This is a genomic window from Novosphingobium sp. (assembly GCF_019748365.1).
In the GTDB taxonomy this organism is placed as follows: Bacteria; Pseudomonadota; Alphaproteobacteria; order Sphingomonadales; family Sphingomonadaceae; genus Novosphingobium.
Genome location: NZ_JAIEPN010000043.1, coordinates 97,796 through 116,009, shown reverse-complemented (window position 1 = coordinate 116,009; position 18,214 = coordinate 97,796). Strand labels below are relative to the sequence as shown.

The following is an 18,214-nucleotide window of genomic DNA, read 5'->3' as shown; positions in this document are numbered from 1 at the left end:
CCAAGACCATCGGGATCGTGACGGGCGAGGCCACCACTGGCTCCATCGGCCTCTTTGCCGGCGGCGCTATCACCGCGACCACGCTGACCGCCGGGGTCGACATCTCCGCCCTGGGCGGCACCACCGGTGCGCTGACCAAGACCGACGTGGCGATCACCTCGGCCACCGCCGGCGACGACATCGACCTTGCCGCGCTCAACGGCAATCTCTCGCTTGGCACCGGCAGCGCTGAAGCAACCGGGGCCACCACGACCCGCATCACGTTCGCCGGTGCGCCGGGTACGGGCGCCACGATTGGCGTTGCTGCCAGCGAGGACGCACAGCTTGGCGGCTCGACGATCCGGCTGCGGTCGGCGGCGGGCGATATCACCTCGGCCACCAGCCTGACGACGCTGGGCGGCGATGTGCTGGTCAATGCCTCGAACGATGTGTCGCTCACCACGGTGACGGCCACCGGCGGCAGCATTGCCGTGCGCGCCGGGCGCGATGTGACGAAGGCGACCACGCTCAAGTCCAACAGCGAGGACGTGACGGTGGGCGCGGGGCGCAATGCGACGCTCGGCACGCTGACCGCGCTCGATGACATCGACCTCGCCATCACCGGGAACCTGACGTTCACCAGGCTCGCGCTGACCGGCGGCAGCGATGGCACGCGCTTTGCCGATGTGATCTCGGGCAGCGCCGGGGCCGTGGGCGGGGTGACGTTCAACCCCGTCGATGATCTTGCGCTCGCCGGCGCCAATGTTGTGCGCGTGAAGGCCGGTTCGGTCGGCACGCCGGGGGCAGAAGCCAATGCGCTTATTGCGGGTGACGTCACCTCCGGCACCTTCACCGCCGATGCAAGCAGCGGCGACATTCGCCTCCGCAACGTCACGGCTGCCGGCAATCTCGGTGCCACAGCCACTCTCGGCTCGGTTACCGGGGTCGCCGATGGGTATGCCGCAACCACGGAAACCAATATCGTCGATGCCGTCGGCCACACGGTTCTGATCGATGTTGGCAGCGGTGCATTCGGAACAATCAACGCCGGTTCGGTAAAGACCGTGACCAGCGGCGCGAACGTGCTGCGGATCAACAACATCGATGCAGGGACAGTCAGCCTTGCGGCCAGCAACACACTGGACGTGGGAACGATCGTTGCTACCGGCCTGGTTGATCTCAAGACCACAGGCGGCACCGCGGCGAGCGGCACTGCGCTGGAGATCATCAATCCGGCAACCAAGCTGGCTCCCGGCTTCGGCGCGGCGACGCTGACGGCGACGCCTGCCAATGCAACGATCACGGTGAGTGCTGTCGGCGGCGTTGCGCAGCTGGGCACTCTCACAGCCGGCACCGGCGCCGATCCCGATCCCAGCACGGGTGCGGCAGGTCAGATCACAGTCGATGCCAGGGCGCTGACCATCACCACCGCGCTGGCCAGGGATGGCGGCATCGCCGCGACGGCAAGCGCGGGTCTGCTGCAAGTCGGCACCGGCACCGCGAAGCAGGCCATCACGCTGACCAAGCGGAACCTTGATGGCATCAGCGCCGGATCGGACACGACCACCGACGTGCTGCGCGCGGCCAACCTCACCAGCAATGCCAACGCGGTCGTGCTGCTGAGCGACACGTCGATCGACGTGACCACCAAGGCCAAGGCCGCCACCGATCTCAAGCTCAGCGCAGCCAAGACCATCGGGATCGTAACGGGCGAAGCCACCACTGGCTCCATCGGGCTTCTGGCTGGCGACGCTATCACCGCGACCACGCTGACCGCCGGGGTCGATATCTCCGCCCTGGGCGGTACGACAGGCGCGCTGACCAAGACCGACGTGGCGATCACCTCGGCAACGGCTGGCGACGACATCGATCTTGTTGCCCTGAACGGCAACGTGAGCCTGACATCCGGTTTCTCGAAGAGCACAACCGGCACACGCGGAACGTCGGTGACCTTCGGCTCGCCGGGTGCGGCAGGATCCGTAGCCGTGACGGTTGGCGAAGACGCGGCGCTCGCCTTGTCCACAATACAGCTGCGGTCGACAGCAGGCGACGCGATTTCATCGACAAGCCTCTCAACGACCGAAGGCGATGTCATCGCCACCGCCTTCCGCGATGTGTCAATCACCAAGGCGACGGCCAATGGCGGCAATATTCTGGGCAGCGCCGGTCGCGATGCCAGCCTCACAACGGGTTTTGCAAGCGGCTCGATTGGCCTGCTGGCGGGCAGAACCATAACGGGCGGCACGCTCAACGCGGGCGTCGATATCGCGGCTCGCGGCGGTACGACTGGCGCTCCGCTCGCAAGCGATGTGACGATCACGTCGGCAACGGCTGGCGATGATATCGATCTTGTTGCCCTGAACGGCAACGTGAGCCTGACGTCCGGTTCTTCGAAGAACTCGGCAGGGACGCGCGGAACGTCGGTGACCTTCAGCTCGCCCGGCGCGGTTGGATCGGTCGCGGTGGCTAGCGGCGAGGACGCGGCACTGGCGCTGTCCACAATCCGGCTGCGTTCGGCCACGGCTGACGTAATCTCGACGACCAACCTCTCGACGACCGAAGGCGATGTCGTCGCCACCGCCTTCCGCGATGTGTCGATCACCAAGGCGACGGCCAATGGCGGGAATCTTTTGGGCAGCGCTGGCCGCAACGTCGGCGTCACAACCGGCTCGGCAAGCGGCTCGATTGGCCTGTTGGCGGGTGGAACCATCACGGGCGGCACGCTCAATGCGGGCGTCGATATCGCGGCTCGCAGCGGTACGACTGGCGCTCCGCTCGCAAGCGATGTGACGATCACGTCGGCAACGGCTGGCGATGATATCGATCTTGCTGCTTTGAACGGCAACGTGAGCCTGACGTCCGGTTCTTCGAAGAACTCGGCAGGGACGCGCGGAACGTCGGTGACCTTCGGCTCGCCCGGCACGGTTGGATCGGTCGCGGTGGCTAGCGGCGAGGATGCGGCGTTGGCGCTGTCCACAATCCGGCTGCGTTCGGCCACGGCTGACGTGATCTCGGCGACCAACCTCTCGACAACCGAGGGCGATGTTGTCGCCACCGCCTTCCGCGATGTGTCGATCACCAAGGCGACGGCCAATGGCGGCAATATTCTGGGCAGCGCCGGTCGCGATGCCAGCCTCACAACGGGTTTTGCAAGCGGCTCGATTGGCCTGCTGGCGGGCAGAACCATAACGGGCGGCACGCTCAACGCGGGCGTCGATATCGCGGCTCGCGGCGGTACGACTGGCGCTCCGCTCGCAAGCGATGTGACGATCACGTCGGCAACGGCTGGCGATGATATCGATCTTGTTGCCCTGAACGGCAACGTGAGCCTGACGTCCGGTTCTTCGAAGAACTCGGCAGGGACGCGCGGAACGTCGGTGACCTTCAGCTCGCCCGGCGCGGTTGGATCGGTCGCGGTGGCTAGCGGCGAGGACGCGGCACTGGCGCTGTCCACAATCCGGCTGCGTTCGGCCACGGCTGACGTAATCTCGACGACCAACCTCTCGACGACCGAAGGCGATGTCGTCGCCACCGCCTTCCGCGATGTGTCGATCACCAAGGCGACGGCCAATGGCGGGAATCTTTTGGGCAGCGCTGGCCGCAACGTCGGCGTCACAACCGGCTCGGCAAGCGGCTCTATCGGTCTTCTGGCCGGCAACACGATCACCGGAGGCAACCTGAACGCAGGTGTCGATGTTACCGCAAAGGCCGGGAACGGCGCTACGATCACCTCGGCAACCGCTGGTGACGATATCGACCTGCTGACCGATGCCGGGAACATCAACCTCGCGACGGGCCAATCGAATGGCGTGATCAGCTCGCGTGGCACGTCGGTCTCGTTCGGAACACCGGGTGCTGCGGGTTCGGTCACGGTGGGAAGCGGCGAAACGGCTGACCTTGCCCTGTCCACGATCCGGCTGCGGGCTGAAACCGGCAGCGTGACGTCATCGAACAGTCTCACGACCTTGAAGGGCGATGTCGTCGCCACCGCCTTGCGCGACGTGACACTTGCCAAGGCAAGCGCAACGGGCGGCAACCTTTTCGCCAGCGCCGGCGGCAACCTTGGCGTCACCACCGGCGATGCCACCGGTTCGATCGGCCTTCTCGCAGCCGGCACGGTAACGGCTGGCACACTTGGCGCCGGTGTCGACGTCGCAGCAAAGGGCGGAGCGGGCGTTGCCATCACCTCGGCCACCGCCGGTGACGACATCGATCTTCTGGCGGATACGGGCGCCGTCAGCCTGGCGACCGGACTTTCGAATGGCGCGTCAGCTGCACGCGGAACATCGGTGACATTCGCCACGCCCGGAGCCAAGGGATCGGTTGCGGTCGCCAGCAGCGAGGAGAGCCAGCTCGGCAGGTCCACGATCCGACTGCGTGCCGCAACAGGCAACGTGACCTCTGCCACGAGCCTGACGACGAAACAGGGCGATGTGATCGCCAATGCCGCACTCAAGGTGACGCTGGGCGACGTGAATGCCGCTGGCGGATCGGTCGCAGCACTGACCGGAAGCGAGTTCAAGGCCGACACGATCACCGCGAGCGAAGACATTGCGGTTGCCACGAAGGGCAATCTCACCGTCACCAAGTCGCTGACGGCAGGCGATGATATCGCGCTCTCTGCGGTCGATACTGTCACCATCGGCAGCGACGGTGCGTCGATCAAGGAACCGGCAACCGGAAGGGATACGCGTAGCGCCAAACTGACACTCGCTGATGCCGGAAAGCTTTCCGGCGTGCAGTTCGAAACGGAAAGCGCGGCCGCCACGAAAGGCAGCTCCATCACCCTCGAGGGATCGGATGTTGCGATTGGCGGGAAGATCGACGCCCTTACCGGCACGATCCGGCTGCGCAACACTGGCACAGGCACTGTAAGCATCGGCGATCCAGGCACTGGCTCGACCGCCGCGTTCAAGGTCGACAACACCGAGTTCGGCCGACTTGCTGCTGACACTGTGCTTGTCGATAGCGGCAACAAGGCGGTCACGATCGGCACGCTCGACGTCGCCGAGACGACCGGCAAGGTAGCCACCCGCCTGCTTGGCACCGGGAACGTCTTCGAAGTCACGGGTGTTGTTACTGTCAAGGGTACGGCTTCCCGCACGCTCCAGATTGGTGGTCAGGATGGCGATCCGGGCAAGATCGATACCCTCGCCAGCCAGATCCTGATGGTGATCGATGGCGACAAGAGGCCCAAGATCCTTGGGCCCTCGGCAACGATTGATCTGCGCGGCGACAAGATCCTGTTCGGGACCGCGGCAATGCGAGCAGACACGCTCGACAAGAGCGACGCTGAGGTCGCGCAGCAAGTCGCGTCGGTGGACTCGAAGCTCTATACCGATCCCACTGCCCAGACGGTCGGCGTCTTCATGACCGCCAAGGCCATGAAGCTCAGCTACAAGAGTTTCGCCCTGTTCCAGAACACGCGGATTTCCTCGTCCGTTGGCGTGGAGATCAACAGCATTGAAAACGGCCTGCCAAACCAGTCCGATCTTGCGCTGCAATTGTTCAGTGCCGGGGACAGCCCGACGTCGAACAGCTTCGCGATGTTCGGCGTGGTCAACAACTTCAGGCTGAACACCGCCGCGATCCTGTCCAACAAGGTCATCCAGCTTTCCGACCCGGCGGACACGAACAACATCTCCCGCGTCAACCGCAGCAACTCGCGCATCAATGGCTGCGTGATCGGCGCTCCCGACAAGGGCTGCCTCACCACCGACGTGGCCCAGCCCAAGTTCAACTTCTACGACGAGCGCAAGGTTGCGCTGTTCGATGCGGGCGATTCCGCGACCATTGCGGTCAGTCCGCTGATCGGCCGCGGCAATGATGGTCTCATTGTCGATGTGGCCAACGCGCCGGTTGACATCGACTCCATCGAATGCCGCCCCGACGACAGCTCCTGCACTGCAAACAAAGGCAACTGAGCACCATGCCGATCCGCACCATGCCCAAGTCCCGCGCGCCGAGTGCTAAGGCTGCGCTTTTCGCCGCGAGTGCACTTGCTTCGCTCCTATTGGCCCCCAGTCCAGTGCTTGCAGCCCCCGCGCCGGAGCGCTTCGCCGTCGGCACCAATGCCAATGGCGACAGCTGTTCGGCCGCCCGGAAGTGGTCATCAGACACCAAGGGCGTTCAGTACAGCGCGGAGCAGCCCTACCTGATCACTTGCCGCGATATCGCGGCGGCCGATGTTCAGGGGTACATCAGCCCGCTCGGAAAGCCTGCAGACACGGCCCTGTGCGGCGCCGCGCTCTCGGTCCCGCTCGCAGGCATCGGACCGGCCGAGATCCGTCGCTGCTTCGACACTACGCTCGGCCGCAGCGCGATCGACATCCGCTTCACCACAAAGTCCGGGCGCATCTGGCAAGGCGCTTCGCTGGAATCCGCCACCGGAACCATGGAAGCCGTGCTGCGCGTCGTCGCGCTCGGTGCGGCCCCGCCACCCCCCAACCAGTCGCAGAAACCCACTTTCGATCTTGCATCCGTTCCGGCAGGCGGCACGGCCACCGGCGCTGGCGGCACACAGGCGCTGACCGCCGACGCTGCTCTGGCCGATGGCGTGGTCGCGCTGCAAACGGGTCGTCTGCTCGACGCCTCCCGCACGCTGACCGATGCGCTGCGTGCCTTTGCATCGGCGGACATCTCGACCCGGATCGACTTGCGCCTCGCATCCGGACTTGCCAACTCCAACCTCAGCCAGTTCGAGCTCGCTCAAAGCGACTTCGCCATGGCGGCTGCCCTGCTGGACCAGGCGCCGCCTTCCCCCCGGCGTGACCAGCAGATGCTGCAGGTGAGCATCTACCAGGGGCTCGACCTCATCAACCAGCATGCCTGGTCTGATGCCATCGCAGCGCTAACGCAAAACAAGAAGACCGATGGCACGCTGGATGATCCGGTCACGCTCAGCCGCCTGAATGACGAATCTGCGCGCTCTGGCGACAACCTGCAAGCCGCACTCAGCGATCAGAACCAGCTGACCCGGTCTCTCCTCGAGGCACAGCGCTTCAACGCGCTCAGCACCGCCTATCTCGGTTCGAACCGGATCGACGAAGCAAGCCAGGCGCTTCGGGTTGCGGTCAAGGCCGCCCAGGTGGTCGTGGCGCGCTATGCGCCCGACAACATCGTGTGGCTGCGCACCATGATCGAGCGGCAGCAGGCCCGTATCCTGATGCGCCGCGGCGGGCCGGGTGCGGCCAGCCAGGCGCTCGTCCACCTCAACTGCGCGGTGAATGCCCTCAGCGGCAGTGGGACAGGTGGCGGGTGCTTGTTCCCGGATGCCAAGCCCGTCAGCGATACGTTCCAGAATGCGCCGCTGCTTGCCGACACGCGGCTGGAACGCGCGAGCATTGCCTCCCGCGATCCGTCCATCAGCGCGCAACAGGTGCTGGCGAATTACCGTGCGGCGGTGGAATCGCTGCCGCAGCTCACCGGCACCGGCTATGTCTCGCTCGCGGCGCTGGAGCGGTACTTCGTGCTGCTGACCAAGGCTGACGCATCGCCATCGCGGGATGAGGAATTCTTCCGCGCCATGCAGATGGTCGGCGAACCTGCCATCGCGCGGGAATACACGCAGCTGCAGAAGGTCATCTCCGCCGATGGCAAGATTGCCGAGCTCCTGCGCAAGAGTGCCTTGCTGAACCGCCAGCTGGTGCGGCTCCGGACCGAGATCGCGAATGTCGGTGCCACGTCCGGCCCCGCGTTCGATGCGCTGGAGAAGGAGCGGCAGGAGGCGGAAAACGAGCGCGAGAGAATCAACAGCCAGTTGCTTGCGGACAATCGTATCGGTGCTCTGCAGGATGAGCCTGCGACCATTGCCGAAATCCGCGAGGCCCTCGCCCCCGGTGAAGTCTATCTGAAGTTGGCCCTACTCAAGAACGAGATGGCCGGCATCGTTATCAGCCGGGACAAGACCTGGATCTATATGGTCGATGGCGGCGCTTCAAAGACCGAGAAGCTTGCCGATGCGGTGCTCACCAGCGCCCGTGTCGATGAAGCCACTCGCACAATCCGGCCCTTCCAGGTCAGCAAGGCGTCGAAACTCTTTCAGGCCATCACCGGTCCCGCCGCCAGTGCGGTCGCCACGGCGCAGCGCATCAATTACAACCCCGCAGGCAAACTGCGCCAGCTTCCGCTCGCCGTGCTGGTAAGCGATCCGGCCTCGGCCGCAGCGTATGAAGGCCAGCGCGCGAAGGGCGATTACTCGAAGGTGACCTTCCTTTCGCGTACCACGGAATCCGACATTGCACTTTCACCGCGCGCGTTCCTGCGCACGCGCAAGGAAGTGACCCCGTCGAACGCGCCGGGCAAGTTCCTCGGTATCGGCGAGAACGCCATGCCAGAAGTCGCAAGCGGCACGACGGCAGACAGCAAGATGCCGTTCGATTGCGCGATCACCTACGGCACCTGGGCGAATTATCTCGGCCGGATCAACCCGATCAGCTCGCGCGAGATCGGTCTTGCGGCCGCCGCACTTGGGGCCGACAACCCGCCCGAGATCGTGCGCGGTGCGTTCACCGATACGAACCTGCTCAATGGCTCGGCAGGTGCCCAGCTCGACCAGTATCAGGTGCTTCATTTTGCGACCCACGGCTTGCCTGAAACCCAGGTGGACCTGCCGCAATGCCGGCTGCACCTGCCCCCTGCCCTGCTGACGACGCTGGCCGCCCCATCGTCCAACGGACAGGTTCTCTCGGATGGCCTGCTCTCGTTCGATGAAGTCGCCAAACTCAACCTCAACGCCAACCTCGTCGTGCTCTCGGCGTGCGACACGGGCGCGGGCGCCAGCACGCAGGCCGCGCTCAAGGCGGGGGTCGAAAGCTCGTCGCCGGCGCTCGATGGTCTCGTCCGCTCCTTCATCACCGCCCGCGCCCGCGCCGTGCTCGCAACGTTCTGGGCCGTGCCGGTGCTGAAGGAAACCGATGAGCTGATGGCACGGTTCTACAGCGAGGGCCGCACCGCCGGCATGGCGAAGTCGCTTCGCGTGGCGCAGAACCAGATGATCGATACCCGGCGCTATTCGCACCCCTATTACTGGGGCGCCTACTTCCTGGTGGGTGATGGCGGCAAGACGATGCTGACGCCCGTGGCAGTGGCGCAGAAGTAACCGCGCGGCGAAGGACGCTGCACAGCCGCGCGGCAGGGGGGACTTGAGAATGGCGGAATCGCTTAACCTGACGCTCGCCCGGATGGCGCAGGATATCTATGAATCATCGTCCGGCATGACGGACGGCTGGACGCTGCAGCGCCGGATGGAGGACGACAACTTCCTCGCCGGGCTTTACGTATCCGCCCAGCGGGGGCGTCCCGCAGTCATCTCTTTCCGCGGTTCGGCGAACTGGCAGGATTGGGTGATCGCTGATGCCGGCGGCATCGGGCTCAGCCTCAATGCCTTTGCGATGAAGCTCAACACGGCTGTCGATTTCACCTCACGCATGAAGGTATCGTTCCCGAACCTGTGGCTTACCGGCCATTCGTTGGGGGGTGCGTTCGTCCAGCTCGTGGCAGCCATCTGCGAGGTGCCGGGGATGACATTCAACGCACCCGGCGTCTTGAATCTGCTCAATCAGATGTCATCGAATCCCCTGATCAGCGCAATTGGCGGCATTGGTGGCGGCGTGCTGAGCGTCGGCACGCTGGGCTTCACCAACATTCTCAACATGGCGGCGGCGGCCGGGAATGATGCGGCTTTCTCACCCATCCAGAACTTTCGCGGGGAATGGGACCCGGTCAGCCAGGTCGGCCGCCATGTCGGCGCCGAGGTGCAGACAATCAGGGTGGCATCCGTAGCACCGCATCCGCACTCGATGGTGCCGATCATTCGCGCTCTGGAATTGCGCTGACGATCAGATCTTCACCGCTGTCAGATACTTCGCAAGACGGGCGCGTCCATCATAGGACGCGTTCTCCGCCACCGAGACGCTCCAGCCTGCAGCCGTTGCGGCAATGCAATCGCCCGAGACCACGGCAGCGATCAGGAAATCGTGTCGCTCGGTCAGGATGAATTGTGGCCCGCCTCCGCCCATCGGGTATTCGCCCTGCGGATTCTCGCCCTTGTGTCCGATTACCGGATAGACTTTGACGATCCGCTCGTCGCCGATGAGATTGCGCGGATCCTTGGCCAGATTTTCCAGCATCTTGGCCACGCTGTGCTCACCATATTCCACGATCATGCGGTCATGCACCCGCGTCCGTTGCTCGTCGAGCTTGGGATCCTTGAGCGGTGCGCCGTCCCGGCCGCCCGAGCGCAGGGTCAAGCCGCCGAACTCGACATGGTTCGCCCGGAGCGGCTCGATCAGCAGCCCGATGGCATAGCCAAGCGAAAGCCGCCCCTGCTGATAGCCCAGCGCTTTCTCGATCAGCGCAGGGGCGCGCGCGCCGACCCAATTGAGGCGGGTGACGCATCCGCCGCTCGAAATCCGCTGTCCGGGAATCAATGCCACGGCCGCCTCTCCCTCCGATCAGCCCACGGGAAGCTTCAAAAAGAACCCTCGTCAGCCGCTCCTAAAGCGCCGGCTTGGCCCCGGAAGGCGCGCTGATCGAAGGACAGCCGACCTTCACAAACGGATCGACAACAAAAGGATTGGCGCCGGCCAGGGTGCGGATGCGGAAATCGAAGCGGGCACCGCCCTGGGTCAGGCTGCCTTCCCCGATGACCGGTGAGGCACCCGCCTTGATGGCGGCCACTTTGGCCATACGAAAAACGGCCCAAGGGCCGTTCCAGGTCCGCTGCGCGGGCGCTCCGCCCGTTATGGCAAAGATGACGGAGGCCCCCCCGGCGCCGGGCCAGTCGAACGACATCGGCACAGCCATCTTGCCATCATAGCGCAGGGTCTGACCATCGATCTGCAAGGTCACGTTATCCGCACCCGACAAGGCCACCGGCTCGATCTGATAGGACAAGTGCGGATTGGTCGGGTCCGCCCCGAAGAACATGTGCGTGACGGTGTCCGCCGCCTGCATCGCACTCACCGTCGAGGCGGTCAGGCCGATCTCAGCGGCATTGGCCTTGGGGCTCCAGTTGGGCGGCGTTCGATCGAGATAGCCGCTGAGCTCGGTGTTGACGAAATTGGCGAACAGGCCCTGCGGCGCGAAGAACCGCGCGAAGTCCGGCACGGCCAGATCCGTCGCTGAACCGGGCATCACCGGATAGGACCGCGCCAGCCCATTGGCGCACGCCTCGCCAAAGCTGCCGCTCATCGCCGCGCCCATCTGCGCCAGGCGGGCGCCGCCAAGCGCCACATTGGCATCGCTCGCGACGGCCTTGGCCCAGATCGAGGCCGGGGCAGGCATCGAATTCCCGGTCTGGTCAAGCTGGAGGATCGCCGCTTTGGCGTCCATGCTCTGCTGCGAACCTGTCTCTCCGCCACCGCCGGGCAGCACGGCAATGACGTTCAGCTTGTCGGCAAGCTGGTTCATCGATTGCAGCCAGGCATCGAGCGGCGCGCCATCGCCCTTGCCCACAAACAGGCGCAATTGCAGGAAGGCATCCACTACTGGCTGCCGTCCGCCGGCCGAACCTGCCGGCATCGCCCCGCTGGCACCGCTGATACCAACCGACTGGCCAATCGCATTTGCCAGTTTGCCGGTTGCCTGCGTGACCGTCGCGCTCGGGGTCATGTCGGTTACCTTGGCGATGGCAACGAGCAGCGGCTTGATCGGCGAGAGCGGCCCGCCGCCATCGCGAAGGCGCTGCACGTTTTCGCCCAGCGAATTGACCGGCTTGACCTTGATCGACGACAGGAACGACTGCCAGCGATCCAGAAATTCGGCAAAGTAGAGCCGTTCGAGGTCGGACTTCAGCCCGACGAGATCAGCAGCAGAAAGCTTGGCGGTGCCGGTATCACCGACAACCCACTTCTCTTCCTCGAGCAGCGATGCGCCCTTGGCGACGATCGGCACAAAGATCTTGTCGTAGCCACTGCGCGTGAAGAGCGCAGGCACGCCTGCGCCGGTCGCGAAGCCGCCGCTCATCTCGAAGAACACCTCGGGCCGCGGTCCGGCATTTTCACGCGCGGTCCACATCCCGGCGCCCTCTTCCATGGCCTTGCTCTTGAGCCGGCCATAGACGCGCACCGCCGCCGGCTGCGCGCGCAGCACCGTCCGCGCGGCTTCGACGCGGCCGCCATCGATGGTCTGCGGCGCAAAATTGCCGTCGAACAGCGCCTTGGTGTGGCGAGCAAGTTCGCCTGCCTGGCTATCGGCATTTCCGCCCCCGCGGGCGAGCCATGCAGGCTGGACCCAGGCGACGACATGCTCGCCCATGGCCGGGCCCTGGCCGCCGAGGATCAGATAGGACTTGAGGTCGTCGTAGAGCGCGCTCGGGTTGGTCGTGTCTGCGCCAAGGCGCTGCTCCGCCAGTCCGACGAGGATGGGAGTCAGCCGCCGTTTCAGATCCCGGCCATAGATGCCGCCGAGTTCAGCCGAAAGCCGCCCGCCCTGCCCCAGCCCGAGCCCGAAGTCGCTTGCCTCGGCCATCTCGCTTGTCGCGGTTCCGAGTATCCCGAGAGCTGCGACGTCCTCGTCCACACCGCCGCCGCCATTGGCGCGCACATTGCCATAGGCTTCGGCGGTCGCGAAAACACGGTCGATCAGGGCGAGGTTGCGGAAGTAGCCCCAGGTCCAGATCCCGCAGCACACCACGAGAAGTGCGACCGATGCCGCGACAGCGATGGTATAGTTGCGGGCGGCGCGCTTCTCCGCCAGCGGATTCCGTCCGGCGAGGCCCTGTTCGGGGATCAGCAGGTCCGAGAAGAAGCGCTTGAGGAAGTAGCTGCGCCCCGTCCCGACCGCATAAGCCGAATGGGTAGCCGGCGCACCGACGCTCATCAGGATCCGGTCCACCGGATTGCCGGTCTGCACCGAGGACGCAAAATACACCCCGCGCACGCGGGCCGGGTCGTCGAAGCGGCTCTTCTGGCCCAGAGCATCCAGCAGGCGCGCGATGGGCTCCTGCAGCGAGGCGAGCTGCGAGGGGAAGCTGGCGATCTGCGCCCGCAAATGCATCTGCGTTTCGCTCTGCATCCGCTCGACCACCTTGGAGGCGACCGAATTGACGAGGCCCTCGAAGCCCAGCATCACCGAAGCGTTATCGAGCGTGTCACCGATGGCGGTCGCACCGAACACCTGCTCGGCCTCGCTGTCGGTGCTCGAGCGGAAATACTCGCGGAAGCCGGCGAGGAGATCGGCCTTGGTCACCAGCAGATAGACCGGAAGGTTCAGCCCCAGCTCCTTGCCGATTTCCGCAAGGCGCGCGCGGATATGGCGGGCGTGCTCTGCCATTTTCGCCGGATCAACGAAATCGGGTGCCGGCACCGCGACGATGACCCCGTTGAGCGGCTGCAGCGGGCGGTGCTTCTGCAGAAGTTCGAGAAACGACTTCCACCCGGCTGCATCGGCGCTCGCGTCATCGTCCTGCGTGACATACCGTCCCGCGGTGTCGATCAGCACTGCCTCGTCGGTAAACCACCAGTCGCAGTTCGGCGTCTTCGGCTGCCCCCGCAGGGCGCGGTATTCGCCTGCTACCGCGGTCGGAAACTCGAGCCCGCAATTGAGCAGCGCCGTGGTTTTGCCCGCTCCCGACGGGCCGATGATCGCGTACCAGGGCAGCTGATAGGCATAGGCGCCGCGTGAGCCGACTTTCGTCGACTTGAGCATGTCGAGCGCTTCGGTCAGCTTGGCCGCGATCTCGTCGCGGTCACTGGCACCGGGATCGGGCTTGAGCGCCTCCATCATCTGGGCGTTCTTCGCCTTCTCGGCGCGCCGGCCCAGCAGCCAGAGTACGCCCACCACGATCAGTGGCAGCAGAGCGAAGAACAGCGCCACGGGCCACCAACCGAATGGCCGGAAGCCGGCAATGGCCACCAGCGGGCCGACAAAGAAGATCAGCAGGCCGATCGCCAGCGCGCCAACCACGCGCCAGAACCAGCGATTGCGAAACAGCGCTTTCATGACCGCAGTCTCCTCACCGCCAGTTGATATCGTTCGCGACGCGCAGTTCGACGCGGCGATTGCGCGTGCGGCCTTCGTCGGTGGCATTGTCGCCGATCGGCTGGGTCGATCCGAAGCCCGCTATGGACATGCGCGTGGCGTCGGCCAGTCCTGCCCCCTCGATGGCCTGCGCGACGGACTGCGCGCGTGCTTCCGAAAGTTCCTGATTGGACGGGAACTGCAGCGAATGGATCGCCTGATCGTCGGTGTGGCCTTCGACCTTGATCGGGCCCTTGGTCAGGTTGGCGGCCTGCGCGAGGTGATCGAAGGTATCGCTCCACGAACTCGACGCATCGGCCTGCGCCGAAGCGAACAGACCCTGGTTGTGGAGCCGGATCACGATCTCGTTACCCTCACGCGTCAGTTCCAGACGACCGGCCGCCACATCGGGGCGCAGGATGTCCTGAAATTTCTCATACAGCGGTGTCTCGGCCTGTGCCGGAGGTGGTGGCGGCGGCGCGACAGTCGCCTTGCCAACGGCACGGTCGACGGCCTCGATTGCCGAAGTGGCCCGGCTCGACAGATGGAGCAGCAGGGCGGCAAAGATCATCAGCCCGAGCACGCCAAGCCCGGCGAGCACGGCCCACAGCGGAATGACTGCGCTGAACCGCCCGGACGCGACGGTCGCACCGCGCCATTGCGGCGAAATCTCGCCGGTCGGGGCAGCGCGCTGGCGTTGCACCAGCGCGGCAAGCCCTGCGCGGCGCTGGGTCAGCAGGTTCTGCCCACGCGGATCGAGCGCGGCGCGACCTTCAAACCCCAAGGCGAGGCACTGATAAAGCAATTCGACAAGGCGAGGTTCGCTGCTGGGATCGCGCTCCATCTGCTCGGCAAACTGGAACATGCGATCCCCGCCGCGCGCGTCCTTGTGATAGACGACAAGCAGGCTCTGGGTGGACCACTGGCTTGCCCCGCCCCACGGCGTCGACATCACCGCGTCATCGATGAACGCGCACAGGATATAATGCGCCAGCTGCACAGACTTTGGCTCAAGCCCCAGGGCACGTGCGCGCTTGATGAAGGCATCGAGCTCGGCAACGGTCGTCCGCCGCAGCGATTCAAGGTCCGGACCTACAGCGAGGCCCTTGATGTGATTGGCCAGCAGGATCAGCCGGCCAGCAGCTGCCACGACAGGTTCGGGCCCATGCAGAACCGGCTCACCCGGCGCAAACTCGATCCGCCCCCCGCCCTGCTGCGGTGCACCGCTCGGCGCGGAAGCGGCCGCGGGAGGAGCCCCCCAGCCTTGCGGCGCGGGTGCGGGTGCAGGTGCCGGGGTGACCGGTCGGCCCGGCGGAGCCTGCGGCACACCTTGCATCGGCGGCGTGGCAGAAGGTTGTCCGCCTGGCCGGAAGACGGTTGCGTCGTCGCCGTCGTCACCGCTCATTGCTGTTGTCCTCGGATAGCCCACATTTCGAGCTCAAGCCCCGGTATCTCGCCCGCCACATGCAGCGCGACCGCCCCGGATGTTCGCACAGCCTGCCATTGTTCGTGGCGGGTGTTGATGGTGAAATAGACCGTATTGGCCCGGAACGGGATCTGGCGCGGCTCGGCGGCCATCGGGAACAGGTCTGCCCCCGGAAGGTGGCGGTTCACCAGATCGCGGATATGCTCGACCGAGCCGATCTTCGTCAGCCGCGGCATGCCCGCGCGCAATTGCTCGGTATCCACCCCGGCGCGAACCGCCAGGAGGAATGTGGCGCTGGTGAAGAGCGAACGATCCTCGATCTGCCCCACCTGAATGCCGAAGCCGCGCGGGACGAGCGGGATCGCCCGAGCGATGGGATCGATCACCATGCTGAGCGACCGGCGCAAATCGGCAATCACCACATCAAAGCAGATCCGCTGCTGGCGGTGCGCATAGAGCGGCATGAACTGCGGCCGGTTGGAACTCTGCGTGAAGGTCGAAAGCTCGCCGGCCAGGGCGCACAGCATGCCATAGAAATCGGCTGGATGGACGACGGGCATCGCGGATAGATGCTTGATTATCGCCTCGCTGCGATTGGCCACCATCAGCCAGAGGAAATCGGTGATATCGGCCACGGCCTTGGCACCGGGCGTGCCCAGACGGCCCGCAATCGCCTCGGCACGCTGGTGCAACATGCCTTCCAGCTCGCTCATGAACCCGCTGAGGACCGGGCTGGCCGAAACCGCCGCACAGCAGGGGATGAAGCCCGGATCGAGCATGATGCTGTCATCGGCGCGGCGTTCGATCACCCGCGCGATCGGCAGCGTCGTATAGCCGTCGAGCCCTTCCGACTCTGTCCGGAGCGACAGCTGCAGACGCCCCACGTTGATGGGCACGCGCGAACTGCCGCCATAGATCGTGTCAACCGCTTCGAATTCTTCTGCCACAAAACGGGTTTCGGTCTGCGCGCTCCGGTCCAGCGCCACATCGGCAACGCCGGCGCGGCTTTCCGGGATGCACAAGTGCACGATCTCATCCCGCACATCGCGCATGATTTCGAGCGGCATCGGCGCCGCCGCCTGCTCGGGAATGCGAAACGGTGTGCCGTCTTCGAACACGCCGGAACAGCGATTGATCACGAGCTTGCCGGTCTTGAGCGCGCCTTCGCCAAGTTCGATCTGCAGCACCCCGTAGCCATGCGCGACCAGCGGCGCGATCCGCGCCTCGAGCTGTGCGCCCGCGAAGCGTTCGTACTGCTGGAAGTGCTGCGGCCGGAGAAACATGCCCTCCGACCACACCGGCTTGTTTTCCCACGTCACGCGATCCTACCCCCTTCGCGGCGTCTCACCGAACAGACTTCATGAACTTCTCATAGCCTTCGCGAAAGGCCGATCCCATGACTCCATTCGCGTTGGACGTCGCGTCCTTGCGCAGGTTCTCATAGATCGTGACATAGATCGACCATCGATCTGTGCGCCGCGAAAAAAGACCCTTCTTCTCACCCTCGGCCGCAGCCAGCAGTTTCTCCATCTCGGCCGGAGAAAGCCGGGAGAACACCGTGGTCAGCGCGTTCTGCACGCCCGCGAGCATGGCCATCTGATGCCGCTTGATATCCTCGAAGGCGGTGCGCAGCGCCTCCTCTCCGTCCATGAAGCCCGGCAGTGGATTGCCCAGCACCACCTTGGCCGCTTCGAACGCGGGCAAATGCTTGAGCGGATTGTTGCGGCCCCCGCTCATCTGGGTGCGCTCCACCCGGAACTCGTCCTTGAACGTCGCACGATCCTGCAGAATGTCACACAGCGCGAGCATGACCTGCCGGTAGAACACACCGAGGCGGTACATCGCATCCGGCGGCAGCTTGAGCTCCTCTGGCGTAAACCCGGCGCCTTCGTAGAACGCAGCCCAGCTTGCAGCATCGCCCGGACCGGCAATTGCTGAAGGCGCACTCGGTGGCACCGGGGATGGGGCTGCCTCGGGAATAGGGCGAAGAGCGGGGCTGGGCGGCGTATCCTCACCCAGCGGCGGGAGCACGCCAAACGGGGCATCAAGTCCCGCAAACGGGTTCGCGGCATCCGGCTCGACCGTAGACGGCGTCAGCGGCGGTAGCGGGCCGGCGCCTTGCGGAGAAAACGCGAAGTCCGGAATCGGCAATCCATCGCCCACACCGTTGCCCGGATTGGCCCAGTCGTCGGGTATCGTCAGGTTGCTGGCGAAAGGGTCCACCTCCGCCATGATGGGCCTTGCTTCATAGGCCTGGCCGAACGGCTCACCGAAGCCGAAGTTGCCGATCGGCGGAAGCGGCGGCGGCGGGGGCGGTGCAGTCGGGATGGCGTTCAATCCCCCCGGCCCAGCCAGAAAGTCATGGACTTCGCTGCCGAAGTTCAGACCGCCATCACCGAAATGGCTTCCACCCATGTCGCCAAGAAACGGGCTGACCTCGCCCGCGCTCCATATGTCATTACCTGCGGTGCTGGCCTGCGGCAGCGGTGCCACCGGCGGAGGGGCCATCGACATTGTCCTCGCCGCATCGGGCGTGCTGACGGCGATGACGAAATCATTGATCAGCAGACGGTCTCCCGGGCGGATTGCCACAGGCTGCCCCGGCAGGATCCGCTGGCCGGGGGCATTCAGTGCCACCCCGTTCTTGCTGGTATCGGTGACGAACAGATCGATCCCGAGCGCCGCTATGACGCAGTGTTCGCGCGAGACGAAGCCCTGATCATCCGGCAGAACGAGATCGGCGGACTTCTTGCTCCGCCCCACGATGAGCTGACCGGCGTCAAGCTGGCGTATGTCGAAATAGCTGCCTGGCGGATCATTCAGGCGCGATACGATCAGGGTCCACAT

The 18,214-nt window shown here is 65.1% G+C and carries 8 protein-coding genes; 3 read left to right on the top strand and 5 right to left on the bottom strand.

Features of this window, described 5'->3' with window-relative positions:
• Positions 1–17: 17 nt before the first annotated feature.
• The 3 genes from K5Q19_RS06665 to K5Q19_RS06655 all read left to right on the top strand — a co-directional run bounded on the left by K5Q19_RS06665 (position 18) and on the right by K5Q19_RS06655 (position 9,815).
• A complete protein-coding gene (locus K5Q19_RS06665; RefSeq protein ID WP_292942487.1) occupies positions 18–5,903 on the top strand; it encodes a hypothetical protein in 5,886 nt (1,961 codons plus the stop codon).
• 104 nt (positions 5,904–6,007) lie between these two features.
• Entirely contained in the window at positions 6,008–9,079 is a 3,072-nt protein-coding gene (locus K5Q19_RS06660) for a CHAT domain-containing protein (protein ID WP_292942484.1), read from the top strand.
• Positions 9,080–9,161: 82 nt separating this feature from the next.
• A complete protein-coding gene (locus tag K5Q19_RS06655) occupies positions 9,162–9,815 on the top strand; it encodes a hypothetical protein (RefSeq protein ID WP_292942481.1) in 654 nt (217 codons plus the stop codon).
• Between the two features lie 3 nt (positions 9,816–9,818).
• Here the strand turns inward: K5Q19_RS06655 and K5Q19_RS06650 are convergent, their stop codons facing one another.
• The 5 genes from K5Q19_RS06650 to tagH form a co-directional block, all read right to left on the bottom strand.
• Positions 9,819–10,415, bottom strand: a complete 597-nt coding sequence (locus K5Q19_RS06650) for a hypothetical protein (RefSeq protein ID WP_292942478.1) — start codon at positions 10,413–10,415, stop codon at positions 9,819–9,821.
• 61 nt (positions 10,416–10,476) lie between these two features.
• Entirely contained in the window at positions 10,477–13,923 is a 3,447-nt protein-coding gene (gene tssM / locus K5Q19_RS06645; RefSeq protein ID WP_292942475.1) for a type VI secretion system membrane subunit TssM, read from the bottom strand.
• A gap of 13 nt (positions 13,924–13,936) precedes the next feature.
• Positions 13,937–15,346 carry a type IVB secretion system protein IcmH/DotU gene (gene icmH, locus K5Q19_RS06640; RefSeq protein WP_292942473.1) on the bottom strand — a complete coding sequence of 470 codons (1,410 nt, stop codon included), beginning with the start codon at positions 15,344–15,346 and terminating at the stop codon, positions 13,937–13,939.
• Positions 15,343–16,686, bottom strand: a complete 1,344-nt coding sequence (gene tssK, locus K5Q19_RS06635) for a type VI secretion system baseplate subunit TssK (RefSeq protein ID WP_292942471.1) — start codon at positions 16,684–16,686, stop codon at positions 15,343–15,345. The genes icmH and tssK overlap by 4 nt, the downstream gene beginning before the upstream one ends.
• A gap of 25 nt (positions 16,687–16,711) precedes the next feature.
• Complete coding sequence (gene tagH, locus K5Q19_RS06630) at positions 16,712–18,214, bottom strand: type VI secretion system-associated FHA domain protein TagH (protein WP_292942468.1); 1,503 nt, start codon at positions 18,212–18,214, stop codon at positions 16,712–16,714.